Source organism: Pseudomonas sp. LBUM1649, assembly GCF_059716155.1.
This window is the reverse complement of sequence record NZ_CP166807.1, coordinates 3,583,302-3,608,451: the sequence shown is the minus strand read 5'-3', so window position 1 is coordinate 3,608,451 and position 25,150 is coordinate 3,583,302. Positions and strand designations below refer to the sequence as shown.

General features: G+C 53.0%; 27 protein-coding genes and 3 pseudogenes. 14 read left to right on the top strand and 16 right to left on the bottom strand.

Annotation, left to right across the window (positions count from 1 at the left end; all coding sequences use genetic code 11):
• Position 1: 1 nt before the first annotated feature.
• Genes ACA058_RS16630 through ACA058_RS16620 form a run of 3 tightly spaced genes read left to right on the top strand, consistent with a single transcriptional unit; the run spans position 2 to position 5,295 of the window.
• A complete protein-coding gene (locus tag ACA058_RS16630) occupies positions 2-748 on the top strand; it encodes a DUF4194 domain-containing protein (RefSeq protein WP_497635002.1) in 747 nt (248 codons plus the stop codon).
• A complete protein-coding gene (locus ACA058_RS16625; protein WP_497635001.1) occupies positions 745-4,059 on the top strand; it encodes an ATP-binding protein in 3,315 nt (1,104 codons plus the stop codon). Before ACA058_RS16630 ends, ACA058_RS16625 begins: the two co-directional genes overlap by 4 nt.
• Before the next feature lie 6 nt (positions 4,060-4,065).
• Complete coding sequence (locus ACA058_RS16620; protein ID WP_497635000.1) at positions 4,066-5,295, top strand: Wadjet anti-phage system protein JetD domain-containing protein; 1,230 nt, start codon at positions 4,066-4,068, stop codon at positions 5,293-5,295.
• An 11-nt stretch (positions 5,296-5,306) separates the two neighbouring features.
• On the opposite strand, the gene ACA058_RS16615 is transcribed toward ACA058_RS16620, so the two are convergent.
• Complete coding sequence (locus tag ACA058_RS16615) at positions 5,307-5,441, bottom strand: hypothetical protein (RefSeq protein WP_497634999.1); 135 nt, start codon at positions 5,439-5,441, stop codon at positions 5,307-5,309.
• 611 nt (positions 5,442-6,052) lie between these two features.
• The gene (locus ACA058_RS16610; protein WP_497634998.1) at positions 6,053-6,253 is read right to left on the bottom strand and encodes a hypothetical protein; all 201 of its coding nucleotides are present in this window, start codon (positions 6,251-6,253) and stop codon (positions 6,053-6,055) included.
• A gap of 241 nt (positions 6,254-6,494) precedes the next feature.
• On the opposite strand from ACA058_RS16610, the gene ACA058_RS16605 reads away from it, so the two are divergent.
• Positions 6,495-6,794 carry a hypothetical protein gene (locus ACA058_RS16605; RefSeq protein WP_497634997.1) on the top strand — a complete coding sequence of 100 codons (300 nt, stop codon included), beginning with the start codon at positions 6,495-6,497 and terminating at the stop codon, positions 6,792-6,794.
• Between the two features lie 149 nt (positions 6,795-6,943).
• Here ACA058_RS16605 and ACA058_RS16600 read toward each other — a convergent pair whose 3' ends face one another.
• From ACA058_RS16600 to ACA058_RS16590, 3 genes are all read right to left on the bottom strand, one after another.
• Complete coding sequence (locus tag ACA058_RS16600; RefSeq protein ID WP_497634996.1) at positions 6,944-7,618, bottom strand: histidine phosphatase family protein; 675 nt, start codon at positions 7,616-7,618, stop codon at positions 6,944-6,946.
• 33 nt (positions 7,619-7,651) lie between these two features.
• Positions 7,652-7,879 (bottom strand): AbrB/MazE/SpoVT family DNA-binding domain-containing protein, encoded by a 228-nt coding sequence (locus ACA058_RS16595; protein ID WP_497634995.1) that lies wholly within the window; start codon positions 7,877-7,879, stop codon positions 7,652-7,654.
• A 78-nt stretch (positions 7,880-7,957) separates the two neighbouring features.
• The gene (locus ACA058_RS16590) at positions 7,958-8,239 is read right to left on the bottom strand and encodes a hypothetical protein (protein WP_497634994.1); all 282 of its coding nucleotides are present in this window, start codon (positions 8,237-8,239) and stop codon (positions 7,958-7,960) included.
• A 365-nt stretch (positions 8,240-8,604) separates the two neighbouring features.
• Between ACA058_RS16590 and ACA058_RS16585 the strand changes: the two genes are divergently transcribed.
• Positions 8,605-8,793, top strand: coding sequence for a DUF1289 domain-containing protein (locus ACA058_RS16585; protein ID WP_497639938.1), 189 nt, complete (start codon positions 8,605-8,607; stop codon positions 8,791-8,793).
• 204 nt (positions 8,794-8,997) lie between these two features.
• Here ACA058_RS16585 and ACA058_RS16580 read toward each other — a convergent pair whose 3' ends face one another.
• Positions 8,998-9,456: a hemerythrin domain-containing protein gene (locus tag ACA058_RS16580; protein WP_497634993.1), complete on the bottom strand. Its 459-nt coding sequence runs from the start codon at positions 9,454-9,456 to the stop codon at positions 8,998-9,000.
• Positions 9,457-9,635: 179 nt separating this feature from the next.
• Here ACA058_RS16580 and ACA058_RS16575 point away from each other — a divergent pair.
• Positions 9,636-9,821: pseudogene (locus ACA058_RS16575) on the top strand (IS66 family transposase); the annotation flags it as partial.
• Between the two features lie 336 nt (positions 9,822-10,157).
• Here the strand turns inward: ACA058_RS16575 and ACA058_RS16570 are convergent.
• Positions 10,158-10,658, bottom strand: coding sequence for a group I truncated hemoglobin (locus tag ACA058_RS16570; RefSeq protein WP_497634992.1), 501 nt, complete (start codon positions 10,656-10,658; stop codon positions 10,158-10,160).
• Positions 10,659-11,052: 394 nt separating this feature from the next.
• Here ACA058_RS16570 and ACA058_RS16565 point away from each other — a divergent pair, with 394 nt between their 5' ends.
• Entirely contained in the window at positions 11,053-11,868 is an 816-nt protein-coding gene (locus tag ACA058_RS16565; protein ID WP_497634991.1) for a substrate-binding periplasmic protein, read from the top strand.
• 237 nt (positions 11,869-12,105) lie between these two features.
• Here the strand turns inward: ACA058_RS16565 and ACA058_RS16560 are convergent, their stop codons facing one another.
• Positions 12,106-12,324: a hypothetical protein gene (locus ACA058_RS16560; protein WP_497634990.1), complete on the bottom strand. Its 219-nt coding sequence runs from the start codon at positions 12,322-12,324 to the stop codon at positions 12,106-12,108.
• Positions 12,325-12,820: 496 nt separating this feature from the next.
• Here ACA058_RS16560 and ACA058_RS16555 point away from each other — a divergent pair.
• Positions 12,821-13,068: pseudogene (locus tag ACA058_RS16555) on the top strand (transposase domain-containing protein); the annotation flags it as partial.
• On the opposite strand, the gene ACA058_RS16550 reads toward ACA058_RS16555, so the two are convergent.
• On the bottom strand, positions 13,023-13,322 hold the full coding sequence (locus ACA058_RS16550) for a hypothetical protein (RefSeq protein WP_497640033.1): 300 nt from the start codon (positions 13,320-13,322) through the stop codon (positions 13,023-13,025). The pseudogene ACA058_RS16555 and the gene ACA058_RS16550 overlap by 46 nt on opposite strands.
• 343 nt (positions 13,323-13,665) lie before the next feature.
• On the opposite strand from ACA058_RS16550, the gene ACA058_RS16545 reads away from it, so the two are divergent.
• On the top strand, positions 13,666-15,252 hold the full coding sequence (locus ACA058_RS16545; protein ID WP_497634989.1) for a sensor domain-containing diguanylate cyclase: 1,587 nt from the start codon (positions 13,666-13,668) through the stop codon (positions 15,250-15,252).
• 329 nt (positions 15,253-15,581) lie between these two features.
• On the opposite strand, the pseudogene ACA058_RS16540 reads toward ACA058_RS16545, so the two are convergent.
• From ACA058_RS16540 to ACA058_RS16530, 3 genes and pseudogenes are all read right to left on the bottom strand, one after another.
• Positions 15,582-15,736, bottom strand: a pseudogene (locus ACA058_RS16540) (transposase domain-containing protein); the annotation flags it as partial.
• A gap of 211 nt (positions 15,737-15,947) precedes the next feature.
• The gene (locus tag ACA058_RS16535) at positions 15,948-16,562 is read right to left on the bottom strand and encodes a hypothetical protein (protein WP_497634988.1); all 615 of its coding nucleotides are present in this window, start codon (positions 16,560-16,562) and stop codon (positions 15,948-15,950) included.
• A gap of 81 nt (positions 16,563-16,643) precedes the next feature.
• Entirely contained in the window at positions 16,644-17,090 is a 447-nt protein-coding gene (locus ACA058_RS16530) for a hypothetical protein (RefSeq protein ID WP_497634987.1), read from the bottom strand.
• A 632-nt stretch (positions 17,091-17,722) separates the two neighbouring features.
• Here ACA058_RS16530 and ACA058_RS16525 point away from each other — a divergent pair.
• The 3 genes from ACA058_RS16525 (at position 17,723) to parS (ending at position 19,657) form a co-directional block, all read left to right on the top strand.
• Positions 17,723-18,220 carry a 3'-5' exonuclease family protein gene (locus tag ACA058_RS16525; protein WP_497634986.1) on the top strand — a complete coding sequence of 166 codons (498 nt, stop codon included), beginning with the start codon at positions 17,723-17,725 and terminating at the stop codon, positions 18,218-18,220.
• 568 nt (positions 18,221-18,788) lie between these two features.
• Entirely contained in the window at positions 18,789-19,040 is a 252-nt protein-coding gene (locus ACA058_RS16520; protein ID WP_497634985.1) for an AbrB/MazE/SpoVT family DNA-binding domain-containing protein, read from the top strand.
• Between the two features lie 176 nt (positions 19,041-19,216).
• Positions 19,217-19,657, top strand: a complete 441-nt coding sequence (gene parS, locus ACA058_RS16515) for a type II RES/Xre toxin-antitoxin system antitoxin (protein WP_497634984.1) — start codon at positions 19,217-19,219, stop codon at positions 19,655-19,657.
• Between the two features lie 570 nt (positions 19,658-20,227).
• On the opposite strand, the gene ACA058_RS16510 is transcribed toward parS, so the two are convergent.
• Positions 20,228-20,593 carry an antitoxin Xre/MbcA/ParS toxin-binding domain-containing protein gene (locus tag ACA058_RS16510; protein ID WP_497634983.1) on the bottom strand — a complete coding sequence of 122 codons (366 nt, stop codon included), beginning with the start codon at positions 20,591-20,593 and terminating at the stop codon, positions 20,228-20,230.
• A gap of 571 nt (positions 20,594-21,164) precedes the next feature.
• Between ACA058_RS16510 and ACA058_RS16505 the strand changes: the two genes are divergently transcribed.
• On the top strand, positions 21,165-21,566 hold the full coding sequence (locus ACA058_RS16505) for a hypothetical protein (protein WP_497634982.1): 402 nt from the start codon (positions 21,165-21,167) through the stop codon (positions 21,564-21,566).
• A 190-nt stretch (positions 21,567-21,756) separates the two neighbouring features.
• Here the strand turns inward: ACA058_RS16505 and ACA058_RS16500 are convergent, their stop codons facing one another.
• Positions 21,757-22,443 carry a hypothetical protein gene (locus ACA058_RS16500; RefSeq protein WP_497634981.1) on the bottom strand — a complete coding sequence of 229 codons (687 nt, stop codon included), beginning with the start codon at positions 22,441-22,443 and terminating at the stop codon, positions 21,757-21,759.
• 277 nt (positions 22,444-22,720) lie between these two features.
• Positions 22,721-23,032, bottom strand: a complete 312-nt coding sequence (locus ACA058_RS16495; protein WP_497634980.1) for a DUF7693 family protein — start codon at positions 23,030-23,032, stop codon at positions 22,721-22,723.
• Between the two features lie 110 nt (positions 23,033-23,142).
• Between ACA058_RS16495 and ACA058_RS16490 the strand changes: the two genes are divergently transcribed.
• Positions 23,143-23,451 carry a hypothetical protein gene (locus ACA058_RS16490; protein ID WP_497634979.1) on the top strand — a complete coding sequence of 103 codons (309 nt, stop codon included), beginning with the start codon at positions 23,143-23,145 and terminating at the stop codon, positions 23,449-23,451.
• A 428-nt stretch (positions 23,452-23,879) separates the two neighbouring features.
• Here ACA058_RS16490 and ACA058_RS16485 read toward each other — a convergent pair.
• Positions 23,880-25,099, bottom strand: a protein-coding gene (locus ACA058_RS16485) for an IS3 family transposase (protein ID WP_497634978.1) whose coding sequence is annotated in 2 segments (ribosomal slippage) — positions 23,880-24,754 and positions 24,754-25,099 — 1,221 coding nt in all. Because the reading frame shifts where the segments join, the coding sequence is not laid out codon by codon here.
• Between the last annotated feature and the right edge of the window lie 51 nt (positions 25,100-25,150).

The following is a 25,150-nucleotide window of genomic DNA, read 5'->3' as shown; positions in this document are numbered from 1 at the left end:
CATGCCAAGTATTTTTGATGAATTGACAAGTAAACCTGCAAATCAGGAAGGCTTCGACGAAGGCATGGAGGCGGAGCCGGATACCGAGGAGCCAGCTGACGAGCTTATTGGGAATATTGATGATGAGCTGCGAACCAGCAAGGTCATCCGAGAGGTTGTTCAGAAGCTCTACAAAAATGGGGACATTGAAGAGATCGAGGATCCAGGCCTCTACAGGGCCACGGTTGCGAATGCGGATTTGATTGAGCAAATCTTTGAGCCGTTTGATCTCAGCATCCAATTAGACGAGCTAAGAGGCTTAGCCTTCATCACCGTGCGGCAGGAGCCAAATGACACTGCAGATGGGTGGACACACCCTCTAGTTCGCAGACATACCTTCACGCTCGAACAGACCCTTCTGATCGCGTTGCTGCGACAGCACCTGATCGCGTTTGAGATGGAAAGCGGAGTAGGCGCCGGCCTTGCGCAAATGACTGTAGACGACGTGGTGACTCAACTCCACGCCTACTTGGGTGAGCCAGGCAGCGACCTCAAGGATCGAGGCCGTGCTATCAGTCTCTTGGAACAACTGAAAAACCATCACCTTGTGACCACCATCGACAGCAGCGACCGCTTTACGATTCGCCCGCTTATTGCACACGTTGCGAACCCGGAAAATCTCTCTACGTTGATCCGATGGTTGGAGACTTATGGTGCGAGTCTCGATCGTTCTACCCCCGTAGATGAGGAAGGGGAGGAAAGGCCATGAGTAGTTCGAACGGAAGTTACGTCTTGACCGCTATGGAGTTGTTCAACTGGGGGAGCTACAACGGTCTCCACCAAGCGCCCATTGATCCTGCGGGGACGTCGCTGATCGGCACTACTGGTAGCGGAAAGACAACGTTCATCGATGCCTTCATGACCCTGATTTGTGCGAACCCACGCTATAACCTCGCCTCAACAGGTGGCGTGGAGAGCGACAGGGATTTGGTGTCGTACGTGCGAGGGGTGTCAGGGCCTGGAGAAAGCCAGAATGCCAAGCAGCAGAGCGCTCGTCCAGGACGAACCATATCTGGAATTTGTGCAACATTCCGCCGCGCAGACGATCTTGTTCGCTTGGCTGCGCTGTTCTCGTTCGAGGGCACTAGCTCAGCCGCGGCCGAGCTCGAAAAGTGTTGGATTCTCACGCAGAACCCGGAGCAGACCCTAGAGTCCTGGCTACTTGCTTATCACAGTGACGGTAAACGTGGGTTGAGTGGAATTGAAAAAAACGTTCAAAATTTCTGGGTGCATTGGACTCGAAAAGAATATTTAGCACGGGTGCGCGCTCTGTTTCAGGTGGGCGACAACGCGTTCTCCCTGTTGAATCGTGCCGCCGGCATCAAGCAACTGACTGACATTGATTCGATCTTTCGAGAGTTGGTGCTGGACGACCGTTCTGCCTTCAATCGGGCTGCAGAGGTGGTTAAGAGTTTCGAGGATCTCAGTGAGATACACCAAGAGCTGGAAACTGCCCGTGCGCAACAGAAATCGCTCAAGCCAATCGCAGACTGCTGGGAGACTTACAAGTACCACGCCGATAGCCTGCAAGAGTTGAAGACTGTCGAAGCGGTGGCTCCAGTGTGGTTTGCGGAGCAATCCCATCAGCTTTGGTTGGCAGAAATGGCCAGGCTGGATATTTCAACGAAGGAATCAGCATCACGACTACAGCAGCTGGTTGACCAGCGATATGAGCTGAAGCAGCAGTGCGATTTGCATCTGCAGGCCTACCTGCAAAAAGGTGGCGCCAGCATTGATCAGCTGCGTAAGCGTGTGGAAGAGTGGGAGGCTGTTCGTGAAATCAGAGTTAACCACTCCGCGCAGTATCAGTACCTTGTGCGGAAGCTGAGTCTACCGGACGAGCTATCTGCCAACTCCCTTGCCGCGAACAAAACGGAGGCCATCAAGCAGTCTGCTGCGTTAGTTGAAGATATCAAGGCGCAACGTAGTCAGACATTCCAGCGAGGGATTGTCGAGTCGGACATGCGTGCTCGACTTCTGGCAGTGCTCGAAGAATTAAACGAGATCAAACAACGACCAGGGTCAAACCTACCCGGCCAGTTTCATCAATTCCGCAGCCAATTGGCGGCGCACCTCCAGGTCGATGAGGGAGACCTGCCTTTTGTGGCAGAGCTTGTTCAGGTCAAACCTGAGGATAATGCATGGCGGGGAGCTATCGAGCGAGCAATCGGCGGGCATCGACTCCGTGTTTTAGTCCCCACTGCTATGGCGAAAGCAGCGTTGCAGTGGATTAATTCGCGACACAATCATTTGCATGTAAGGATTCTCGAAGTCGTTGCTGAGGTTGGTGATTCACGTGCATTTTTCCAAGATGGGTATGCCCGGAAACTGGTTTTTAAGGCTCATCCGTTTCGCAAGGCGGTAGAGGCTCTGATTGCCGCGAATGATCGCCATTGCGTCACCGACACGGATGATTTGCTCGTTACACCTCATGCCATGACCAAAGAGGGTCTGATGTCCGGCAGAGAGCACTACTTCGAGAAGAAAGATCAGCGTCTAATCAGTTCTGACTGGTTCACCGGTTTTGACAACCGAGATCGAATGGCTTTTCTGGGACAAGAGGCTGCAAGCGCTGAACTACAGCTTGCTGCTGCCATTGATGCGGTGCGTGCGGCTCAGGATCGACTAGGCAGTCTTGAGGAAGCCAATGCTGCCTACCTGGGGATCAAAAGCGTTGAGTTCAACCTGATTGACCTCCCAGGCGCAGACAATCAAATTATCGATCTCCAGGGGCAGCTGGATTATCTGACCCGCCCGGACACCGATGTCGCGCTGGCAAAATCGCTTCTCGATGACGACACGGCTCGATGGAATGAGGTTGATGAAGCTCATGAGGCCGCGAACGTTGAATATGCCTTGTTGCTAAAAGAGCTTGAGACGGCGAAGGCAAACGTCATCAAAACGTCAAGCCGAGCGGAGGCAGGAATGACGCAGGAGGCCCGATCTGCGGCCGGCAAACACCTTCCAACTATCAACACCGATCAACTACAGGATCTCTTCGATATAGAGCGGAAGGGCTATGAAAGACTAAACGAACGTATCAGTAACGCGACTGATCATTTGGTCGAGCTGCATAATGAGCTGGTCAAAAAAATGTCCGATGCCAAGAGCCGAGATACAGGAGCATTAGCAGAGGTAGGCCGTGACCTGATTGACGTGCATGCTTATATCGAACGCTTGCGAGTTCTAACTGAAGAAGCATTGCCCGAGAAGGTAGAACGCTTCCTTAGCTACCTCAATCGCTCCTCAGACGACGGTGTCACTCAGCTATTGAGCTACATCGACCAGGAAGTGATACAAATCCAAGAGCGGATAGATGAGCTGAATGGCACGTTACGTCGAGTTGAATTCCAGTCAGGTAAATACCTGCGCCTTGTCACCAGTAGAGTCGTGCATGACAGCCTTCGCGCTCTACAGGCCTCGCAGCGCAAACTCACCTCCGCGCGGTTTGTTGACGATATTGGAGAGACTCACTATCGGGCCTTGAAAAATCTAGTAGAGGATCTGAAGGATGCCTGTACGAAAAGTCGGAATATTTCATCGAAGGCAATGTTAGATCCTAGGTTCCGGTTGGCATTTTCAGTATCCGTAGTGGATGCGGTGACTGGAGTTGCAACAGAAGGGCGCAAAGGCTCTCAAGGCGACAGCGGTGGTGAGAAAGAAATTGTCGCGTCTTACGTCCTTACAGCATCGCTGGGCTACGCCCTGTGTCCTATCGGAGAGAGCAGGCCGTTGTTCGGCACCATTATATTGGACGAAGCATTCTCTAAGAGCTCACCAAGTGTCGCTGCGCGGATCATCGCTGCCCTGAAGGAGTTTGGTCTGCATGCGATCTTCATCACCCCAAACAAAGAGCTGCGTCTCCTGCGAATGCATACGCGTTCTGCAATTGTCGTTCACAAAAAAGACGGTCGATCGTCGCTGGTCTCGATGAGCTGGGAGGCCCTCGAGAAATATCATCGTGCTAAGAAGCAGGAAGGTGATGCGCCTGACGATAGCAATTCCGAGGAGCCTCGATGAGCAGCTATGAAATCACCAGACGAGCTTCGTCACCAACTGATCAAGTATTGGGATCTGCCGAGCGTACGACTTAGGAATCTTCTGAGTCCGTCTGCATGGCCAATGGTGCTAAGTATCGGCAAGCCCTCAGCACGAAGTTTTAATGTTCAGGTAGCAACCGCACAGAGGCATGTCGAAGCCTGGCGAAAGGTGACGGTCGGAAAAATTGAATGGATACGTGTCGCCTATCGCAGCGGCGCTGAATCAATCTGCATCCCCACCAAATGGTATCTGCGCAACCCTTCCGAGTGGGTTGCAGGGGCATCTGATCCAAGGGTAACTGCCGAGTATGCTGTACTGGGACACCTGGTGCAGCTTGCCCCAGAACACTTCCATGAGTTGCTGATCACGCGAAGGAGCTTGTGGCAAAACAAATCGAGTGAGGAGGTCATCCAGGCCGCGAAGCTAGCCTTGCGACTATCTCCGGGGTGCGCAAAAGGGCTGCCACTGCGCTTGCTCTCTGGGTTTGGCGTAGATACCAAGTTCTTCGAGCGTAACGAATTGCTTTTGAGGAAGATGCTTGACGTCATTTACGAAGGTGAGGCGTCAGCACAGGGGCTCTGTGGCTTTCTTGATGCATACGACGACACCAGTCACTGGGTGCTCGTCACACCATTAGATCAAGGTCTTTTGCCATTCAAGCGTCAAATGGTAACGACCTCGGAGCTCGCAGAGGCCAGGTTGCCTGGCTCGCGACTCTTGGTTGTAGAGAATCAAAAATGCCTTCATCTGCTGCGCGCGCTACCACAGACCATTGCGATTTTGGGATGTGGCTCGGATCTCGCGTGGCTGGGGTCTGCTCAGCTGGAGGACAGATCCGTAGGCTATTGGGGAGACCTCGATACTTGGGGCTTGCGTATGCTCGCTCGAGCTCGGTTGAGGCATAAGGGTGTGGTACCCCTGATGATGACTGAGGCGGTGTATGACGCGCATCAGTCCAAGTCAGCTGTGCGTGAACCAGTCAGAGCGCAAGACACACCGCCAGTTGGTCTCACTTCAGCTGAGGCCGCGTTGTTTTCTCGACTTGTGACTAGCGACAAGGGCCGCCTCGAGCAAGAGTTCATTCCGCGGCACGAGGTTTACACCGCACTCAGAGAATGGGTGTCGAGGAGTGGCGAGGTTTCGATTAGCGCAGCACAGGTGGCAAACGATCACCATTGTGTTGATGTAGATCCTTCTTCTTTTAGGCCCGGATAGTCATCGAGCGCTTAGCGAGATTTACCATCGGTTGCCTGATCCTCCATGGGTCTTTTGATCACTTCGACTTCAGCATCTGCACGCATCTGGTCGAGCTCGTTGTGCAACGCTTTGTCTTGAGCCTTTGGCTTGCTCAGCGGTGTCATGACGTCATCCAAAAAATAATTTCTCAGTGCCCTCTTGAATTCAAAAAAAGAAAACGGAGTTCTTGTTTGATATCAAAACAAAAGCAGAGATCTTGGAATCTTCGCTCAATCCTGTCATCCGTAGATTTCAGGTCAGTCGACTCGATTGACTTCTGCTGCTTCTGCCTGGGCTTTGGTTTTTTTTGGATACTAAAAAGTGAAGGCTGCAGTGAAAGGCTAATGGGGGTCGTCGATAGGGAAGGGCAGATCGCTTGTTCGCGACGTAAGTCGCGGCTAGCTTTTTAAGCCACTCGAATCTCAAAAAATTGATTGGGTTGTCTGGATGTAATTGGCGACAAGGTGGGGCCATAGTCGATCCTGCAGGTACCAGGGTGCCGTCAGAGCAGTGATCAGTGACCGCGTTTTTAGATATGGCTCTAAAGGAGGTAGAGGATCGGGGAAGGAAAAATAATCACGAAAACGGGCAATTCTTTTCTGGCTCAAAAACAGCACGCAGCCGGCATATCCCGAGCACTGCATTTAGAGCTCGGAGACACACACCAAGCCACCAAAACGCTGATGCGCTGGACGATATCCGACCTCGCGCTTTCTACGTGACATTCAGCGGCGGCTTAGCTGGTACTACGCGATTTATGCACCAGCTGCGTCGGATGTTCAGCATTTAATGTCGAGCAAATAGTCTCTGCCTCTGTCCTGACCTTGAAGACACCATGCTTGCTGGCTGAGCCGCCCTCTACAAGATCAACGACCCTGTAGCGTTTGCTGCCATCGTCCAGTGTGGTGGTTTCAATCACTCTGAATCGCGCTTGCATGGTCACTTTCCGTGCATGACATGGGGGACTTAGAAGTACCGGCAAAATGAGATGATTTCAAGAACGGGGCGTGCTTAAGCTGAGACAATTTATGACGGTGCACCATGCTTTGTCATCGCATGAGACGCGGTTTGGCAGTAGGTGCCGTATTGACCCATTTCTCCTATAGTCGACGCTTCGGGCCAGCAGGGCCCGGCTATCGCATCTTCAGGTAGGGCCTTGCTGAGGCGGAGTGTTAGAGATGGTCTTTACCTTCACCCTTAATTACGAACTGGCGTCTGACGAGAGCAACATGGACGCGCTAGTGGAGCGCTTAGCGGAAGAAGGCTGCGATGATGCATTGGTCGGGATAGGACAGCCAGGGCGCCTAGCTCTTGAATTCATCCGTGAAGCACCCTCTGCAGATGACGCAATTGCGGGCGCCATACAAGACGTGCGCCGAGCAGTACCTAGTGCTCGCTTGGTGTTGTCGAGCGCAGATAAGGAAGGAAGCGACCTCAACATAATCGCTTCGATACCACCAGGCATGGAAGGAAAATGAATGACAGTTTTGAGCTTCTGGCGCTGAGTTTGTTGGCTCGTAACGCACTTTTTTATGCGTAACGTTGCGAATGTTACGATGCACAAAATTACGTTACACCGACGCTTCCGGGCTAGCTGGCGAGGCAGCGAAGCTTGGCTGAAACGGTGTCACAGAGAGCGCTTGGTTGTGCAGAACTCGTCGATAAATTTTGCATGGCCACTCGGGGCGATTTGGAATTCGACAGTCCATCTGCCGTCGTTGAACACGAGCTGATAACTCCAGCAATTTCTAAGCGGCGCCCTCACATCGAGCGCCCGAAACTCACGCATCAGGTCGTATGAATGAGCGCGGCTTCCATGCTTGATCAGCCAAGCGGCAGCTCTGATGAATTGCCCATGGCTAAAGACCAGGATGTTCTGAGCGTCGTGATCCGCAAGCTTGGCCAGCATCGCATCTGCGAGCTCGAGCAGATGATCGAACGACTCAGCGCCAGGCCCATCAGCAGACTCGGAGTTACCGTTCTCCCAGTATTTTTCCGCATATGGCTTTCGGTCAGCTTGGGTACTGCCAGTGAAGTTGTTTGGACTCAGGTACGTAAACTCTTCAACGGGCCATACTTCGAATGGAGTGTGAGGGAAGCGCTCTGCTGTTGGTTGCGCGGTTGCTGCGGCGCGTTCGAAGGGTGAGGAGATGATCAGTTCGGGAGTGCACGTTATGGATTCAGCAAGCTCAGAAGCTTGATGCAGGCCGTTTTCAGTCAGTGGTGTTGAATCTGGTGCTGCAGTGGCGAGACCAGCGTTAGCAGCGCTCTCTGCGTGGCGGATCAACCTTACGAGTTTCATCGAGGGCTCTCGGTTTGATGTGGAGGAACTACCTCACTTGTCCAAGGCCGTGCCCCGCTGTTTGTTATTCCAGGCATCAGTGAGCTCGTCTATCCGATCCGCAATTTGAGGCGTCTTTGATAGGACTAGGTAACGCGCGTTGCCGACAAATTCTTCTATCAGATACACAGTGTCGCCCACATCCAGTTCGAGCTCCTGTAGCGCTTCGTCCGGAATTCGAATCGCACCGTCGCCATCCCATTCTTCGATGATGATTTTCATAGGTGACTTTCTCACGTGTGGTCTCCGTTGCTTTCAGCCGGCAAGCCGTTCCCGCCGGTAGATTCTCAGCAGCACTTTTTACAGGCCCGGGTAATCATCAAGTCTAAGGCTAGGAGCGTCTCCGTCCTCAGACTCGCGCTTAGGCGTATGTATCACTCCAGCTTCAGCATCGGCACGCATCTGTTCGAGCTCTTTGTGAAAGGCCTTGTCTTGAACCGTGGGTTTGCTGGTGTACGGTTTGCGCTCTGGTACAGGCTTGGCTGCATAAGTCGTTACAGCGTCTGGGTCGTGCTGTAGTTTTTGTTGGACTTGCGATTCCAGCATCGCGCGGAGGGCGTCTTTATCGGGACGGGTAAGCAATTTTTACTCCTAATTGGCAGTCAGCGATTGGCTCATTGGGTGGTGAAGATGGGGCGTCCAGGCCTTATCTGCAAGCCTGCGGTGAATGACGTTATCAAGTATGAAAATAGCAAAAACAGGACGCATGCCTCAGTCTAATGTTGGGGGCCGGCCTCGGTTTCGCAAGGCCGACTTTCAACAAGCAGCAACTATTTGCATGTCGGCGCCGACACCGAATTGATCCAGTCACCGAGATGCCACTGACCCAGTCCGATACCTAGCGAACCATTTCCTGAGCTGGATTTCTGCCGATTGGAGTTGGGTCAGTCTTGCGTCGGCACGTAGGTCAATTCGGCGTTGGCGCCAACATTGCTGGGAGTTGAAGTCTGGCCAAGGATATCGAAAACCCCTGTATTTCCGTTTGCCAACTGAATAGCGAACTATGCCTGAGCGGCCGCACCAAGGAAGACATCAAAAAATGGAAGCGCATGAGGCGCCCGGAAAAGATGGCCGCCATGCAGCGTGCGAGCTCTCTTAATGACGCGTGTGCCGAGCGAAACGCAATGTGGTGCTAAATGTGGCTGTTCGTAAACAGCCTTGGAACTTTATGTCGTCAATACAGGAGTCAAGGCGAAGGGACTTACAACGAAGAACAGTCGATATACGGACACGCCGGTGAGTCAATGAAGTTGGGGGGGGTACTTGGTACCCACATAATAACTTTGTTAGGTCGCGGACTAAGTAGTAGCTAAATTTTGAATGTGTACGGTGAGCTCCAATTAATGCCATTGACGCTTTATTTCCTGCCACTGCTCGTCTGACAGCCACTTATCTGCCACCGGAAAGAAAATATTTTCCTCCGAGTCCATATGATCGAAATATTTTTTGATGAAGTCATCGATAGTGTCAGCAATTACTCTCGTTTCCTGAGTTGTGTCCTCCAACATCTTCAACTGTCCAGCAATGCGCCCAAATGCTTGATGATCTCGCTCGATATCCTTGACCCGTTGGTGGATCGGTGCGTCAGTCGCTAGCAAAGCCAGCCGTATAAGCTCTTCATTTTCATGGTGGTGTTGTTCTGCATCACTATGCATGGCTTCCAGCATCTTGAACAACAGCTTGCGGTCATCAGCGCCATCGGATTCATGCCTCATCTTCCTCAGCAACTCTTTGATCTGAGTAATTTTTATAGCCACCTCATGATGATAGGCCTGAAGCTCTTTCAATAAGACGTTCATATCAAAACCTCGTCACGACACCAAACCATCACAGAGAGATATTGTTTAACCAACACCCTACAAGGCACCCATGTCTTTAAATTTCCATATTTATCAATGCCTTGCCAAGCGAGCTCGCCAGCATGATTTAACATTTTTAGTATAGGCGAGCGCAGAGCTCACCCCAGAAAATTTGCCGCCCTTTGAAAAAATATCAGATGAATATTCATATGCACCATTTTGATCTTCCAGATGTCCGCCAGCGAATACGGAGGGAGAAAGCAGCGCCTATCATCGGCGTACTTCATAGCTGGATGGTGGCCTCAAAGCGGCTTGTGCCAGATGGATCGGCCATCGCCAAGGCCTTGGATTACAGCCTCAAACGCGGGTGATGTCCTGGCTAATTTTGTTTTTTGGGAGCCGGCGTAGGTGAGACATGGGCAGCAGAAGCTCTAGATATCAGTCAAAACGAGCTCAGTATTTTACCTGATCGGGGGTAGCTTGAGGTCTTCAGCCCTAGGCAAATCAGTTTGGCTAAGCACTGCTTTGCATGGTGCAGATTCTGCACCTTCTTCTACTTCGCCAGCAGAGGCTTAGGGGCAGTGTAGTGGTCTAATGAAACCGGACACCCATTTAGGCGAGAATGCTCGCCAGATCGAGGTGTCAGATGACCAAACAACGCCGTTCCTTTTCTGCAGAATTCAAACGCAAGCCAGCCAAAATCAGTCCGTCTTGTATCCAGCCGTTACCTCTTTCTTATGCGCTGCGAAGGCGGCGAGGACTTCTCCCTTTTCACGCGCAGGCACTTTGGCGAAGTCAAGACTGCGCCCCAGTTCGGCCGCCACCTCGTCGAATTCTGCTGGAGAGATCTTTAGGTCGCGATGCGCCTCCTCAAGGCCTAAATGACTTTTACCCGGCTTTGTTGGCGAGAATTTGAACGGCCCGCCCGTGACCTCGCAGACCCACAGGGTTCGCATGAACTTGAGGCCCGGCAACCTGTCCAGGTTCTTCGTGTGCCATTCCTTGAGGGCTGGGTTCTGCGAAGTCTTTCCCACGATTGGGTTCTGTACAATCGAGTCGCTAAAGTGGTCAACGACCGCGGCGATGGCGAAGACACCGCCGAGCCGGTCATACAGGCTCTTCTCGGTTTTCGGAGCGGCTTGCAGCGGCAGTGCCAGTGTCACTATTAATATAGATAGTATTGCGAATAAGAATTTTTTCATTATGAACATCCTTAATGTGGATCATCGCGCTGCAAGTGCAACGTGCGAAGAAATTTGCATGCGAGGCAAGGGTAGCTCTGTGTGCCTACGCACATAGGTGAGTGTAGTGGTCTAACGAGAGAACCCCTGGATCAGTTGAATCTTTTCGAGGCAATGGTCTGTCGGTTCTCTACTTGCCTTGGGTAAGCATTGAAAACAACGCACGACCTGCACTCGGATGCGGAGTGAGCGATTAACGTTGTTCTGCGCGTCGGTATCGCTGGTACTTGCCTAGGCCGCCTAGCCGAAAGGCGGCTTTTGGCCGATATCTGTATTTCCTAATCAGAAGTCGGGTACCCTTTCCTAGAGCCCCAGAGTTGCACCCGTATAGAGGGGGACTGTTCGATGAGGGAACATGTATCCACAAAAGACTAACCACAGAATATGGCAGTTCAAACCGATCCTGCTATTGCTCGCACTCTCTCTGCTGGCTCCGAACACCGTCACGGCTCAGGAAACGCACGAGACGATGATAATCATGGTCGAGAATGCGGCCGCTCCATGGTCGGATCGTGATGGCACAGGTTACGCCAACGACATAGTGGTCGCCGCCTTCAAGGAAATGGCGGTTGAAGTGGAGCTCAAAGTCGTGCCCTACGCCCGTTGCAAGAACATGGTGCTCAATGGCACGAGCGTGGCCTGCTTCAACATGAGTTGGCTACCCGAATTCGAGGGCAAGATCAAACTGGCCTCGCAACCGATCTACACCTCCAATCATGACATCTTCGAACCGATCAAAAGCCCTTTGCCGAAACCTCCGGAAGGTAAATGCACGTTGCCGCCCGGTACTGTAGTGGGCACCGTCAGAAGCTACGAATATACACCTCAGGCTACAGCGCTACAGTCCGCCGGGGTGGTGTTCGAGAGCACCGAATCAGACGTGCAGAATCTTAAGAAACTCGCCGCCCGGCGCTTATCTGCCGCCCTGATAGTGACCAATGACCTGGAAGCAAAACAACAGAAAGCCAACCAGTCGGGCACAGAAGATGCCGTTCAATTTGCCTTCAATTGCGGGGTGCAAACCTCGACCTTAGGCTTTAGTCTCACTCACCCGGACGGAGTGCGGGCACTGGAAATGTATGACGAAGGCTTTCGACGCATACAGGCCAACGGCGTGCTTACGCAAATTCATACGCACTGGTTTCCCTCGCAGCCTGTAGATCACCTGTGAACTCTTAGGCGAAATCGATAGGCTGATTTTGGCCGTTCTCTGTCGGTCGTCACTGCGGAGTCTGTTGGTCAAGTCGAATGCAAACGGTTGGTCAGCACGGATGCAGTGACTGGTTAGTGACAATGCAAAGGGATGGTTACGTGGAATGCCATTTCTCACTCTCCAAAGAATTCCATTTTTCCCGCATATTATCGGGACTCGCTCATGAAGGAGGGGCAGCGGTGCGTTAGATGATGCCTATAACTGCCGTAGTCGCATGATGGCGTCTGTGATGTCTTGAGCATTCGTGTCCAGCGTTTCCAGAGCCGCAATTGCGTTTGCGGCGACACTCCCCACGCCATTCTCAGAGAGCCACTTTGTCACCTCTTCAATGGCCGCAGCTAGGGCGTGCTGGTTGTGCAGGAGAAGTGTGAGAGCGTCCGCTGTGGCTATGTAGGCTACAGAGTTATCTGGCATGGGTATCGTCCTTGAGCAACTAATGCGGGAAGACTAGCTGAACTCGCCGCTGGCTGGAGCCACTTCTCCAGATCCGCTGACACCAAGGTAATTGCACTGAATTGACCACCCATTTGCAATCGACCTAACCAGCCATTGGCACCGGATTTGACCCGCACCCTTAGCAAACATGAGCCCATCTTGGGCACCGGACGGAGTGAGGCGGGTGTCGTACAGCATTATCCGATGACGTGCATGAAAGTGTTGGTGCATGATGGCGTGGAGATCTGGCTCGCAGCTAGACGCTTGCAGCAAGGGCGGTTCTATGGCCAGTTGTACGGCACGGCTCAGAAGTTGAATTGGATGCCGAGCAACTTCAAGCTCTGGTGCTGGGTTTACCGTGGCAACGGGTCGGTTCCGGAGGTGTTATCACCGTGCTCTAACCTGCCTGCCATGGTGCGCTTGCCTGCGCAATCGGCCCATCAGCCTATCGCCGCCACTAGCCCTCTCTGGCAAAATCGGCGGCACGACTTCGCATTCGAATCTTGACCAATTAAGCCCTGAAGAACTGCGTGCCTTGGCGGCGCAGTTGTTCCAGCGCGTCGAGACGATGGCAAGTAAATCACCCATCACAAATCGGTCAACGAGAAGCTGGCCCACGAGATCGCGCTGCTCAAGCGCTTCAAGTCTGCCAAGCGCAGCGAGCAGCTACGTCCGGATCAGGCCAGCTTGCTCGACGATTTGATCAACACCGATATCGCGGCTACGCGAATGGCCGATGTGTCGAGTGCGAAGGCATATCGATCTTGGATGAAAACCAGATGCGTCAGTAGCGCACGTCCGGTTTGACGATCGGAGTGTGTAAACGGGGCGCAAGTCACCGCGCCACATCCCGACTCTCCAATGGGCAAGTCACCGTTCAGCGCGTAGCGCGACAGCGCCGGCCAGCGCTTGAGGCTGTATTCATGGCTTTGGCCAGGCTGCCGCCGTTGGCCACGCCTTGGCGAATCGACAAGCATGCGCAAACTGCTCGACTCCGTCGCTACCAACAATGAACACGCGGCGCTGGATGTTATGCGTGCAGTCCGAAGCACCATTATCGGTAGATGGGTAAAACGACGCGGGAAGCCGTTCCTTGCTCCAACGTCGGTTGGTGAAAACGTTTAGATTAAATGGGACAGTCAGAAAGGGAACTAAAATCGTGCCGGGCTGGCTTGACGCTGGTCTTTCATGGGGGTTGGTTTTCGCAAGTGAGGTTTGATGGTTTTGTGATAATGGAAAAGAGATTTCAGTGGGGCAGTACGAAAGGCTTCGTACATCCTCTAAGATACTGGCCTTTTCTTACATCGTGGATTTGATCTAATGGCGTCGAACATCTCTTTTTCACACTTGTTTCGTGTGAATTTACGCCGCCTGATCCTCTCCCTTGCCATTCTCAGTGCCCTGATCACCCTGGCCAACACGTTCTACGCTAGCTATCGCGTCCAGCGTCAATTGTTGATCGACAATACGTTGGAGAGTAATCGCGTTTATGCAAGCAAGCTGGCCGACAGTGTTGATCAATTCCTGCGGTCAACACATCAACAACTTGCCTACAGCGCCGGCCTGATGGCCAAAAATTTCGGGGATGTATCCCTGCTGATGACTGAGGCCGAACGTCTGCGCCTGCAGACGAACAGTTTCAACTCTGTGGTGTTTGTAGATGCTAACGGCTGGGTACTGGCTACCTCGCCAGATATCCTTGAGATTCGCGGGAAAAAGATGGAGTCGCCTGGTGCCATCGAGGCCTTGCGCGAGCGGAGGCCGCTGATCAGTCGCCCGTATGTCTCGGTAGTAGGCAACCTGTTGGTAGTCATTTCGTACCCTGTTATCGACAGTGCTGGGCAATACCTGGGCTATATCGGCGGTACCGTCTACCTGAAGCAGAAAAGCATCCTCAACAACCTGCTCGGTGAACATTACTATCGCGATGGCTCCTATCTGTATGTAGTCGATCAGAACAGGCGCTTGTTGTATCACCCAAACCCTGCTCGGGTGGGTGAAGAAGTTGGAAAGAACCCGGTGATCGATGCGCTAATCAGTGGCGACACGGGCGTTATGCGCCTGCACAACAGTGAGGGCGTCGATATGTTGGCTGGCTATGCCGTGGTGCCGTTGACTCGCTGGGGGGTCGTAGCGCAGCGACCCACTGAGGCCAGCCTGGCTTCGCTGAATGAGTTAATGTTCAGCGTGCTGCGCAATACCCTACCGCTGGCGCTACTGACCCTGCTGTTCATCTGGTGGTTCGCCCAGCTGATTTCCCGACCGCTGCGGCAACTGGCAGATAGTGCCCAGGATATGGATCGATCGGCCAATGCCGATCGCATCCAACATGTGCACTCCTGGTACTTCGAATCCTCCGAGATCAAGCGAGCGATGCTGGTTGGCTTCAATCTCCTGCATTACAAGATCAACAAACTTCGCCTGGATGTGCAGACCGATCCTTTGACTGGATTGCACAATCGCCGTGGCCTGGACATGGCGCTAGACCTATTGCAGTCCCAGCAGCGGCCTTTCGCAGTAGTGTCGCTGGATATCGACCACTTCAAATCCGTCAACGATACTTACGGACATGACGTGGGTGATCAAGTGCTGCAGAGTCTGGCCCGGTTGATGCGCAACGGCTCGCGTGATGACGATGTACTCTGTCGGGTGGGGGGCGAGGAGTTTCTCATCCTACTGCCTGACGTTGCTCCCGAGATCGCCGAGCAGGTTGCCGAGCGTCTGCGACGACAGGTCGAGCAGTTGCTGATTGAGCCCGTCGGGCAGATCACCATTTCCGTAGGTGTTGCCCACTGGTTGCAGCATGTTGATGAAGTCGGAGCTGTTCTCAAGGCTGCCGACGAAATGCTGTACAAGGCCAAGCGAACCGGCCGCAATCGGGTGATGGTCGCTGAAAAAACGGCCTGAATGCAGTGTTTGGGAACAAGTTTGTTGGCTGATGCGTTATTGACCCAGGTTGCCGGAGTTCATCCACCCGAATACTCCAAACAATACCTTGTGCGGGATTTAAGAGGCTGCATCTGGGTCAGTTAAAATCAGCAGCCTGTGTCGATAACGCATCAGCGCCAACACTCGCCAGTTATCAGTGCGGTATCGGCGTCATATGGCTGAAGACGACGGCCTATATTTGAGAATCAGGAGGTATTTCAAGCCAAAAGGCCATTAACACTTTGTCTAATGTCGATGTTGTATCTTTGAAGGTATGCGTCCGGGCATCCCGTCTTGCGCAATTGAACCGATTGCCAGTTATGCGGCAGCAACTGCGCAATATCACTGGCCCTCTGCGTTGGCAGGCGCGTGAGAACGTCTTCAAATAGGCGTATGGATCACGCCCGTTGAGTCGCGCCGACTGGATCAGGCTCATGATCACCGCCGCCCGTTTTCCGCATCCAATGGCACCGCTAATCGGTGATGACTAGCCCAAGTGAAAAGATAGGAGCTCAAAACGTCTGAGCTCCATTGGTACCCGACAGCGCGGTGTCTCGCGGCATTTGCTGCCTCGAGCTTGCAGCAACAGAATGCTCTCGCTGTGGCGAGTGGATGGGGAGGGTGGTTCAGCGGTGCACGATGTATGTCACCTCCGATTACCTGCTACCAAGACGTCAGACTGGTAGCGCTTCGCGCTCAGGATTCCACAGTCGCTCAACCGCCCAGAGCGGCTGATTCCCTTGGAAAGTACGTATGGCCGCAATGTAAGCGTCGTAGGTGGTGCGATCAAACGTTGTCCAGGTTTTGCTCATGCTCTTTGCAGTTTTGAGCTTTTGACGAAAGACAGGAAGATCGCTCTCTTGGTCAATGGAATCCGACGAATCCAGTGCCTTCAAAAGCACCGCGTCGAGTGGCGGGTGCATGGCCTTCACGTGTGGATGATCATGGTAACCAGCGCAGACGATTTTCAGCTTCAGGTACATGTTTACAAGCTTCTGTGCACGACCGTAGGTGCACATCAATACCTTGCGAGCGTCAGGTTCACCTTTCGCGCGCTTCGTGTAGTAGACGCCTTGGGAAGCAGCGATCACTGCTTGAATTCTCTCGTGAATGAAATCATCCATTTCTTCTGGAGGAGGCAGTTGATCGGCTGTGTTGATTGCTCCCAAACCAGATTTTTCAATCAGGTGTTTTGCCACCGCAATGGTATGGCCAGGCCCTTGTCGAGAGTAGGCTCGGCCGGCACCCCAAACAGCTACACGGTGGCGGTGCTCATGAATGTCGTACATTCTCAGTTTTCCCAATTCTCATTGAAATGTGGCACCACCTACGCCTAGGGTAAGTATCGTGCTTCGGACGCTCGCGCCGGCCTATTTAATTCGCAGTTCGAAATTAACTAAGCCGTCTCTGGATTCGAGCCTAGTGATTTCACACGTCTCCAGAGTTACTCCGGAAAGGCGTTGCAGGCTGGATCGGAATTCCTTCTCGATATCACCTAAAGTGAGCGCACGAACAGCGTCAGCGAATGAGCTTGCGATCATAGGTGGCTGTTCGAATGCAATACCTCCACCCTCAGACTGCTCAGCTAGCGAGCGTGCGTACTGGATCAAAGGGGTCAGGCGTGCTTTCTGGCCACTGTCCAAACTAACCCAGCGCTGAATGCCAGCAACACTGCACTGGCTGATTTCGGCAATTCGCGATTGAGGAAACCCTGTTTTTTCTTGGATCGCCAAAATCAATGCACGAGTGCCCTTCATTGTCTTGCCGTCTTGCGAGGGTTTGAGCGCATCGATAGCTGTAGCGATATTGGAATACATGTGAATCACTCTATGCTGGATGTAGGCTGTACGTAAGCTTACGCCAAGCCTAGTGTGAGAATCAATCACTCTAGGCTTACGTGCGTTGTATGTATGTTTTTGCGGGGCTGTTAAAGAGGGCTAGCTGGCAGCCACGCTGACCATCAGACGAGGCGCGCACAGCTGGCAATTAGGAGCGAGGAGAGACGTAGCGGCACGGGGAGCGTCTATTCAGCGAAGCAGAATTCAACTTGCTGATATGTCGTCGCCGAGCGATTGCTCGGGGCTGTTTAGGGGCGCGCGGTACCAGCAACGTTACTGGACGCGATCTCCAAATCTTTGAGTACTTCCGCTTGGACTAAATCCGCCAGCTCTTCCTCGGTACAACGCAGCAAAGCTTTTACGGACTGCCCCGATTTCGCTTTGAACGTGACGGCAACCTGAGTAGAGGATTACTGCCCTGGTCATAGTACGCCGCCCAAAGGCCACTTCTCGCAGCACTTGGCATACCTTCCTCGCGGTGAGTGCCGGCGTGGACTCATCTGTACAATCGTTTAAATTTATACGGAATGCCTGCGGTTCCATCGTTGTTTAGCGAAGGATACACCGCAGTCATGAGTAACGGATGAGATCACGCATGGGGGAGTAGTGAGATGAAGCTTTTTTTGGACTGTGAGTTCACTCAGCTCAACCAGGATACAAAGCTGATCTCACTGGCTTTAGTCTCGGAGGCCGGTGACGAGTTTTATGTAGAGCTCACCGATACCTACCAGATCGAAGATTGCAGTGATTTCGTAATCCAGCATGTCTTGCCACAGTTGAGTCCGCCACGCTACGGAATGTCACTCGTGGACGCCCAAGCTGCGCTGAGGGTTTTCCTCAGCAGTATTGAAGGCCAACTGGAGGTCTGCTCGGACGCTCCAGAATGGGACTGGGAGTTTTTCTGCCAGCTTGCGTATGTCGATCACAAGTGGCCGAGCCATGTGGAGAACAGGCCTACCAATCTGATCCACTTGTTCAGGCATTTAGAAGCCGACGACATCGGTAACACTACGCTTCCCGACCTTCCCCACCATGCCTTGCTCGATGCCCGACTCCTTGCCGGTCTTTACCAACGCTTGGCAGGAGCCTCCAAGCAGGTTGGAGATTGATTGCGATGAGTCATGACGAAGAGCTCCGGCATCGAGAGTTATCTAGGCGAAAGTCTCTCTGGGAGCTTACCTCCCTCTCGCCAGGAGACCCCAAGACGCTCGACATCTTAGCTGTTCTCGATGATATCGAGCGGCATGAGCGCCATGACACGTCAATGCCGGCACAGGCACTCAGTGTCGAACAGCTTCGTGATTCGATACCCACCGAGCCCCACCCGATAGGCTGCCGCATAGTCTGCGAAGAATGCATTCCACAGCCTTGGCGCGAGCGTTTCTTGCGTGCCAGTGTGGGATCAACACGTGTCCCGGAAGGGCCATATGCTCACGATTGGGATCGGTTTCTTGACGAATGGGAAGACGAGATGCGGCTGTTAGCGAAACATAGGGCTGCAAGAGATAAACACGGAGGGATTGATGCCGGGCATTAACCTCAGGAGGAGGGGGCTACACACTTCACACCATGGTCGTTTTTTCGGGCTCACCAAGCCCAGCTCAACTCGATGGCTGACCTGGCATCTCGACGGATAGCCTAGCTACTATGTATTGAGCCAATCTCGTAGGTATTCCCATGCCTTCCGCAATTCTTAGATCTCGCGGTCGAATCACAATCCCTGCTCAGGTACGCCATTCGCTCGGTCTGAAGCCGGGAGATCGAGTTCATTTTTTTGAAATGTCGGATGGCCAGTTTGGGATGGTGGCGGCTACTCATCCTGTGCAAAGCCTCAAGGGCATGATCCGGAAACCGAATGTTGCCGTTAGCATAGAAGATATGAATGCGGCCATCGCCGCTAAAGGTGCAGATACTCGATCTGGGGCTTAGCATCATTGATGCTTGCGGTGAGTGTAGTGAAGCTAGCTATATCTTCAGTCACCACACAGTCCGTACGTCCCGCTCCGAAGGAGACCGTTGAGTGCATCGACCATTGGTAATTAGTCTTGCTGCTGATGCTCACAAATGGGGAATGCCAGTTCCGCCCGGCTCATACGGATCTGGATATGACTATTGAATATCAGCCAGCGCCGTCAGTCTCTGAGAGCATTTGGGGAGCCATTGGATTGCCTTCGCGTGGAGCCAGGTTGTATGAGCTCATACACCAGGGCCTTCCATTCGACTTACTTGATCAGGTTGCAAGCCTGCTGCAGATGCCGCGTGCGGATATCTCCCATGCTATATGCGTGTCGCCCACCACGCTGGCACGTAGGGCGAAAACAGGGCGTTTCAGCACCGCTGAAAGCGATCGCCTGGTCGCGTTGATAGCTGTTTACGAAGCGACCCTTTCCCTGTTCGAGAACGATGCCATCGCCGCGAAAAAGTGGATGAGCTCACGGGGTCGTGGGCTTGGCTCGAGGCGTCCGCTAGACATGCTGGGGACGAGGGTGGAAACGAACGCAGTCTTCGATCTCATGGGACGATTAGAGATGGGAGTGCTTGTGTGAGACTGTCCGTGATCGTCTTTTTTTGCGGTCAATCCGGAAATATGCGCTTGACGTAAATTCTGTATGGATATACAGTTATCTCAATTGCATAGATAGACGGTGCCAATCCTGACGTAGCGTTTTGTCAGCCACGGATCGTATTGCAAGGCGAAAAGTCCCTTAATTGGGGCTTTTTTTTGCCTGAAAATCGGGAAGGAATCTGGCGATCACTGCGCAATGCGCCATGAAGGTTGCTGAGCAAGATGCCAATGCTATCGCTCCTTCGAGCCGCCGGCTCGGCTCAGTGCGCCAAGTAAACTGCTGATGCTCATCTCACGAAACGCTTGAGTGCGTGACGGCTGGCTATCACACGCTCACGTATCTCATCGGCATCGATAGACATGCCGCCATCGGGTGTCACGCGTAGAGATTTCAGATTGTTGAGGGCAGCTATGAACGCCCGATCTCTAGCCAGCTCTTGGTCTGATATGTTGTCTCGCCAAACGAGCCCTATCAATCGACCGAACCACTTCATCCCGCACTCCTGATTTCGTGTTCCATGGCAGCATTTTCAGCGATGTGCAGGAGATGTTAAATGAGTGAGCGAGTAGCAGCTAGATACTGAACAACTTGCTCGAGCCCCGTTCGGCATGCGATGAGATCACGCGGTCGACCACTCAGACCACGATTCTTGCTGCTTAGCCAGATCTTTGCATTTGGCTCGTTTCCTGCGACTGCAAGCAATGAATTATACAACTCAACAAAAAGCAAAGCCCGGCTCCAAGCTTCAGTGCCTGGCCGAAGCAATTCACGTCCACGGCGTAGAAGCAGCACTGTGGAAACATGCTCGTCCAAGACAGCCGCTAAATCAGTGTCATCAAGCCCCAGCCCTTCACTGGCCCGGATAAAAGCTTTGCAAAGTACAGCGTTTTCAGTGTTCGAAGTGACTGATTTCATGCTCCACCATATGGCCTTTGATCTGTTTTGTGATGACCGAATTTTTCAACCCAACTCCATCGACCAATATGGCCGCTTCTGACCCAAAATCGCACCATCGACAATAAGCATCTTGGCCCCAGCAGCTAGGCGATCAATGGCCTGTAACGTAGTTTTGTGCGCTGTAACACTGCTTACGTTACAGCGCACGAAGTTACGTTACAGAGCGCGTCAGAAAGCAAGCGGAGCGCGCAGGCCGGCGGACGGAGGCGTGCGGATGGAAGCCCATCGGGCCAAGACGGAGCTTGCGATAGGCTTGGTTTACGACAGCCCACCCCTAAAAGGGGCACGCACAAAAGCCAACTGTTTGAGATCCTACGGATTTACGCCACGAAAAATATTTCACGTTTTCGCTAAAGTTTCTCTTCAAAACATCCGTTGTTATTTTTAACAGCAACGAAATGGTGATTTTGTGGGTAAAGTGAAAATGCAACCAGCAGTATTCTTTAATGAGCGCGAATTTACGTGTTGGCGAGAGCGAGAGTGTAATGACGTCTACCCATGCCAGGTGTCTAGCCACGGTAGTAATGGTGTGACTCTGAAACTGGATGATACTACGATTAGGTTTGCAAAGGGCGTAGCACAGGAAGTCGCACGCTGTCTTAAAGATGCTTTTTTGGTGAATTTTGGAAACACGGTAAACGTACTTTTTACGTCGGGAAAGCGTAAAAGCAAGCTAGAGAGAGTGTTTCGAAAAGACGTAGCAGGTCGCTGGAATTATAAGGCTAACGGAAGATTCAAGTGCCGGCAGACGGAGGGTGAAGTATATTTCAGCAAAATTACAAAGGTTCCGGGAGATCCGATCGAGGAACTAGGAATTTACACAGTTGAGAACGGGGGAGTAGAGCTGGTATTCGACTTTATGTGTTATTCGTTCAGTATGCTGGATGCGTCGTGGCTTGCTGAGAATTTGATGAAGGCCAATCAGGTCTAAGTATGTAGGTACCTTGGAAGCCGCTAGCATCGATTGCAGGCCGATAGCGGCATCTATCCTGAGTGGCCACTCCTGTGCCAGTGAAGGCTCGAAGCCTTGGATTCAAAGCATGTGCGTTCAGTGTCTGATGGTGGATCAGATCGTTAGCCAATCACTCTATGAATAAGGTGCGTTTTTATACCACCCTTACTTACCAGCCCGCATAATGAGTAACCATGTGGCCCCAGGCCGAGAGCGCGGGCCCATTTCTGCGAAGGATGTTCATTGCCTCGGCGGCAGGGATTTTGGTCGGACAGCCCCCAGTTAGATATGTCTTGTCTTTACCCGGGCAGTACAAGTGCATGATCGTTAAAACCATGATCTGTTGCAGCGGTGACTTTGCGCGATAGCTTTTGCGCATTGCTTTCAAGGATTCGGGGACGGGCTCTTCTCCGCCAGCCCAATCGAAACCGCGAGGCCGTAAGTTGTAGTGCCTGCCTGGACTGCCGTAGGCGTCGACGTGCTCAAAACAACCCTCAAGCGAGTAAGACTCTACGATTCCCCATACTGCTTGCCCAAAAATGTTTCCACGTTCTGATGCACTGGGAAACGTAGGGATTGAAGCCCCGCAAACCATCGCCAGCGCCGTAAGCTCAGCCCCGTCCATGCATGGCACTTTATCTACCATATCGACTAACGCCCAGTCAGGGAAACGGCCAGCAGCGAACGTGGGGTTAACTGCCGCGTAGGCAGCAAGGGCTGCTGGTTGTTGCGAGTGATGGATGTAGGCATGGCTGGCAGTGTGAACATTCGTGAATGCCCAAACACCCTTAGAAAGCTGATGGACGCCAATAGCAGACAAAAGGCCTTTGGCCTTATCAACGTAGTCGTTGTTCACGATTCGATTTCCTCTTCGCTGTTGGGTGTCCCATTCGCCACTGTCCTGTGAAGGTACCCGTCCTATTTCGGAGATACGCAAACTGGATTGATCGTTTTCCGGATGCGCTCAGATATTGGCTTTGCCAGCGGGGCAAGCGGAGCGCGCAGGCGTGAGGATGGAAGCCCACTGGGCCATGACTGGCGCTTGCGCTAGGCTTGGTTCACGACAGCCGTCCCCGATAAGGGGCACGCCCAAACTAGATATACAGCTTTCGCAACGTGTTCGGATTGATGGGTCAAACATGACGAAGCCGCTCTTCTAGCTGAAGGTGCTCATCAGAAGACAAGAGCCCTACCGGATCAAAACCATCCTTCGCACTGAAGTCATACCTTCTTCCATCAGCGGAAACGCAGCTATCGCAGTAATCCAGGTCACCACAGTCAATAAAGAAAGTGATCCTCCAACCATCTACGTCTATGGTCATCAACCCACAGTAGATGTCATTCCAGCTTTCCTCGGTGATTCGCCGCATTGAACGTGATGCAACAGCGGCATCCCGAAGAACTTCGTAGACCTCGCTAGCAGTCAGAGCATTCGTACTGGGCATGCAATAGCCTCGATATCTGTGGGGCTGGGCTCTGCGTCAGTTAGCATTTAGCAACCAAGCCTACGATGCACTCATTCGAGTTGAAGGAGCAGGGCGTACGGTATACAAGAATGTCATACCGTCTGAAAAGGCAAGGTGTGTACACCAAAGTACCTGTCTTCGTGCTTACCATGCTGTACTCCGGCCGGAAGAAGCGGGAGCAGGTTTGCATGGAAGGCGGTCTCTTCTTGGTTCTCATCGCGTTCTCCTCACAAAGCGAGCAACCTTCGCCAACAATGTTGATTGCTGGCGAAATGCGCTTAAATCCTGTGAGCTTTACTCTTCCCTGGATGGCTTCCCGGCGCATTCGAAAAAACGCAGATAATGCGCCTGGTCAGCGATGTGCTTTGACGAAAAACTATTGGGGCACCTCCCCATAGCCGTACGAGGGAATAAATAATCCGATGTAGACGATTGGGTTTTGTGTCCCATGCTGGCCTCCATTTTTTTGATGAAGGAGTCACCTCTCAAGGAGTTGAGCAACTGGCGCACTGCCAGTGACCGATCCACAGATTCACCTGGTAAGCGCGAGCGAGTTACCGCCTGCAAAGCAAACTTGTACACGTGCAGTTGTTCTTTTGTGAATTCAGCCACACGGAAGTCACCCTCAATGATTGCTCGTTTCTGAAGGTACGAGATGAACTGAATAACAGTGTGTAGATGACGCACGACTAGGCTAGGTAACGGCGCGTACTGGGGGTGTTCAAGTAAAGGGTGCTTTGCGGAAGCATATCCCCGGAAGTCGTTAAAATCTACTACATTGGGAGTTGGTGGACTTGCCCCTACAAAACCGGACACCAACTCCCTGTTAAATTGATGCTGCCGCCAATCGCCTGAACTCCCTCGGTGAGCGATAGTTCAAGGCGCTGTGCGGATGCTGCTCGTTGTAGTGTTCGAAGGCAATGGCCAGGTTACGCAGCGCCGTTTCTCGATCCGGCTTGGGCATGTGCGCCACGTAGTCACGCTTGATCGTCTTCACGAAGCTCTCGGCCATACCGTTGCTCTGCGGGCTGCGCACTGGCGTGGTCACCGGTTGCAAGCCGATCTGCCGTGCAAACAGGCGCGTCTGTTCGGCGGTGTAGGCCGAGCCGTTGTCGCTTAGCCATTGCACCGGCGTGGCGGGCAGTTGATCACCGAAGCGCTTCTCCACGCTTTCCAGCATCAAATCGCGGATGTCATCGCCGCTGTACCCGGTCGGGCTCGCGACCCAGCCGATGGCCTCGCGATCACAGCAGTCCAAGGCGAAGGTCACGCTTAGCTTGGCGCCGTCCTCGCAGCGGAACTCAAAACCATCCGAGCACCACCGCGTATCACTGGTTTTCACCGCAATACGGCCTTCGTGCCGACGTGGCACGCCGGGCTGTTTGAGTCGGCGCTCAAGCAACAGATTGTGATCACGCATGACTCGGTACACCCGCTTCACGTTGATCGCCGGCAGCGACTGGGTTTCACGCTCCCGGCGCAGTAATCCCCAGACACGACGGTAGCCATAGCTGGGCAACTCGCTGACCTGCTGTTGGATTTCAACCACCAACTCAGCGTCGTCCACAGGTCTGCTTCGCCGTGCCTTGGGCGATACCGATTGTTTGATTCGAACCGTTAATTGCGAGCGCGCCACACCGAGACATTCGCTGACCAGCTTCACTGGTCGTCCCCCGGCAACAAGGGTGAGTGCGCAATCCATTTTCGCGACCGGGCGATCTCCACGGCCTCTTTGAGGATTTCTGCTTCCATCGTTTTCTTGCCCAGCATCCGTTGCAGTTCACGGATCTGCTTGAGCGCATCGCTCAGCTCGGAGGCAGGCACCACGGCTTCGCCAGCACTGACCGCCGACAGGCTGCCGTCCTGGTAAAGCTTGCGCCACTGGAACAGCTGGTTGGCATTGATGCCGTTGCGCCGAGCCACCACCGAAACGCTTTGCCCTGGCTCAAGGCTCTCGCGAACCATGGCCAGTTTTTGCTCTGGGCTCCAGCGGCGCCGCCGTTCCTGGCCCAAAAGCTCCCCACTCTTATCGTTGCTGTTAGTCATAAACATAACCGTTTGCCTATCCCTTATCGTAAGGGGGAAACGGTGTCCTGT

Bases quoted from the DNA above. Each gene is read 5' to 3' on its own strand.
- ACA058_RS16630 (WP_497635002.1), top strand. From the start codon at position 2: ATGCCAAGTATTTTTGATGAATTGACAAGTAAACCTGCAAATCAGGAA.
- ACA058_RS16495 (WP_497634980.1), bottom strand. From the start codon at position 23,032: ATGCCCAGTACGAATGCTCTGACTGCTAGCGAGGTCTACGAAGTTCTT.
- ACA058_RS16595 (WP_497634995.1), bottom strand. From the start codon at position 7,879: ATGAAAATCATCATCGAAGAATGGGATGGCGACGGTGCGATTCGAATT.
- ACA058_RS16605 (WP_497634997.1), top strand. From the start codon at position 6,495: ATGGTCTTTACCTTCACCCTTAATTACGAACTGGCGTCTGACGAGAGC.
- ACA058_RS16620 (WP_497635000.1), top strand. From the start codon at position 4,066: ATGAAATCACCAGACGAGCTTCGTCACCAACTGATCAAGTATTGGGAT.
- ACA058_RS16565 (WP_497634991.1), top strand. From the start codon at position 11,053: ATGTATCCACAAAAGACTAACCACAGAATATGGCAGTTCAAACCGATC.
- ACA058_RS16580 (WP_497634993.1), bottom strand. From the start codon at position 9,456: ATGAACGTCTTATTGAAAGAGCTTCAGGCCTATCATCATGAGGTGGCT.
- ACA058_RS16550 (WP_497640033.1), bottom strand. From the start codon at position 13,322: ATGCTTGTCGATTCGCCAAGGCGTGGCCAACGGCGGCAGCCTGGCCAA.
- ACA058_RS16520 (WP_497634985.1), top strand. From the start codon at position 18,789: ATGCCTTCCGCAATTCTTAGATCTCGCGGTCGAATCACAATCCCTGCT.
- ACA058_RS16615 (WP_497634999.1), bottom strand. From the start codon at position 5,441: ATGACACCGCTGAGCAAGCCAAAGGCTCAAGACAAAGCGTTGCACAAC.
- ACA058_RS16535 (WP_497634988.1), bottom strand. From the start codon at position 16,562: ATGTACGACATTCATGAGCACCGCCACCGTGTAGCTGTTTGGGGTGCC.
- ACA058_RS16545 (WP_497634989.1), top strand. From the start codon at position 13,666: ATGGCGTCGAACATCTCTTTTTCACACTTGTTTCGTGTGAATTTACGC.
- ACA058_RS16510 (WP_497634983.1), bottom strand. From the start codon at position 20,593: ATGAAATCAGTCACTTCGAACACTGAAAACGCTGTACTTTGCAAAGCT.
- ACA058_RS16560 (WP_497634990.1), bottom strand. From the start codon at position 12,324: ATGCCAGATAACTCTGTAGCCTACATAGCCACAGCGGACGCTCTCACA.
- ACA058_RS16600 (WP_497634996.1), bottom strand. From the start codon at position 7,618: ATGAAACTCGTAAGGTTGATCCGCCACGCAGAGAGCGCTGCTAACGCT.
- ACA058_RS16610 (WP_497634998.1), bottom strand. From the start codon at position 6,253: ATGCAAGCGCGATTCAGAGTGATTGAAACCACCACACTGGACGATGGC.
- ACA058_RS16530 (WP_497634987.1), bottom strand. From the start codon at position 17,090: ATGTATTCCAATATCGCTACAGCTATCGATGCGCTCAAACCCTCGCAA.
- ACA058_RS16625 (WP_497635001.1), top strand. From the start codon at position 745: ATGAGTAGTTCGAACGGAAGTTACGTCTTGACCGCTATGGAGTTGTTC.
- parS (WP_497634984.1), top strand. From the start codon at position 19,217: ATGACTATTGAATATCAGCCAGCGCCGTCAGTCTCTGAGAGCATTTGG.
- ACA058_RS16525 (WP_497634986.1), top strand. From the start codon at position 17,723: ATGAAGCTTTTTTTGGACTGTGAGTTCACTCAGCTCAACCAGGATACA.
- ACA058_RS16570 (WP_497634992.1), bottom strand. From the start codon at position 10,658: ATGAAAAAATTCTTATTCGCAATACTATCTATATTAATAGTGACACTG.
- ACA058_RS16490 (WP_497634979.1), top strand. From the start codon at position 23,143: ATGTCATACCGTCTGAAAAGGCAAGGTGTGTACACCAAAGTACCTGTC.